Origin of the sequence: Pararhodobacter zhoushanensis, assembly GCF_003990445.1 — a bacterium.
Taxonomy (GTDB): domain Bacteria; phylum Pseudomonadota; class Alphaproteobacteria; order Rhodobacterales; family Rhodobacteraceae; genus Pararhodobacter; species Pararhodobacter zhoushanensis.
In genome coordinates, this window is record NZ_REEZ01000029.1 from 1 (window position 1) to 1,187 (window position 1,187).

The 1,187-nt window shown below is 61.6% G+C and carries 1 protein-coding gene; it reads right to left on the reverse strand.

The window, feature by feature from the left end; all coding sequences use genetic code 11:
* Positions 1-1,174 (reverse strand): elongation factor Tu (tuf, locus tag EAE28_RS23505; RefSeq protein ID WP_127110895.1); only part of this gene is annotated, 1,174 nt, incomplete at its 3' end.
* Between the last annotated feature and the right edge of the window lie 13 nt (positions 1,175-1,187).

Sequence of the window (1,187 nt, forward strand, 5' to 3'; positions counted from 1 at the left end):
ACTTCAGAATCTTCGAGACGACGCCTGCACCGACGGTACGGCCGCCTTCGCGGATGGCGAAGCGCAGTTTCTCTTCCATCGCGATCGGGGCGATGAGCGAGACTTCGAACTTCAGGTTGTCACCGGGCATGACCATCTCGGTGCCCTCGGGCAGCTTGACGGTGCCGGTCACGTCCGTGGTGCGGAAGTAGAACTGCGGGCGGTAGTTGGCGAAGAACGGCGTGTGACGGCCACCCTCTTCCTTGGTCAGGATGTAGGCTTCGGCTTCGAACTCGGTGTGCGGGTTGACCGATTTCGGCTTGCACAGCACCTGGCCGCGCTCAACGCCGTCACGCTCGATGCCGCGCAGCAGCACGCCGACGTTGTCGCCAGCTTCCCCACGATCCAGCAGTTTGCGGAACATTTCCACGCCCGTGCAGACCGATTTCTTGGTGTCGCGGATGCCGACGATTTCGACTTCGTCGCCAACGTTGATCACGCCACGCTCAACGCGACCGGTCACAACCGTACCACGACCCGAGATCGAGAACACGTCTTCGATCGGCATCAGGAACGGCTGGTCGATGGCGCGGGCCGGGGTCGGGATGTAGCTGTCGACGGCTTCCATCAGCGCGCGGATCGAATCCTCGCCGATTTCTTTCATCTCACCGATCATCGCCTGGAAGGCCGAGCCTTTGATGATCGGAATATCGTCGCCGGGGTACTCGTAGGACGAGAACAGCTCGCGCAGTTCCATCTCGACCAGCTCGATCAGCTCTTCGTCGTCGACCAGGTCGACCTTGTTCATGTAGCAGACCATGTACGGAATGCCGACCTGACGGCCGAGCAGGATGTGCTCGCGCGTCTGGGGCATCGGGCCGTCCGAGGCAGCGCAGACCAGGATCGCGCCGTCCATCTGGGCAGCACCGGTGATCATGTTCTTCACGTAGTCGGCGTGGCCGGGGCAGTCGACGTGGGCGTAGTGACGGTTCGCCGTCTCGTATTCCACGTGCGCCGTCGAGATCGTGATCCCGCGGGCTTTCTCTTCCGGCGCGCCGTCGATCTGGTCATAGGCCCGGAAGTCACCAAAGTATTTGGTGATCGCTGCGGTCAGCGTCGTCTTGCCGTGGTCAACGTGACCGATCGTCCCGATGTTCACGTGCGGCTTGTTACGTTCAAACTTTGCCTTCGCCATGATGGCTTCTCCT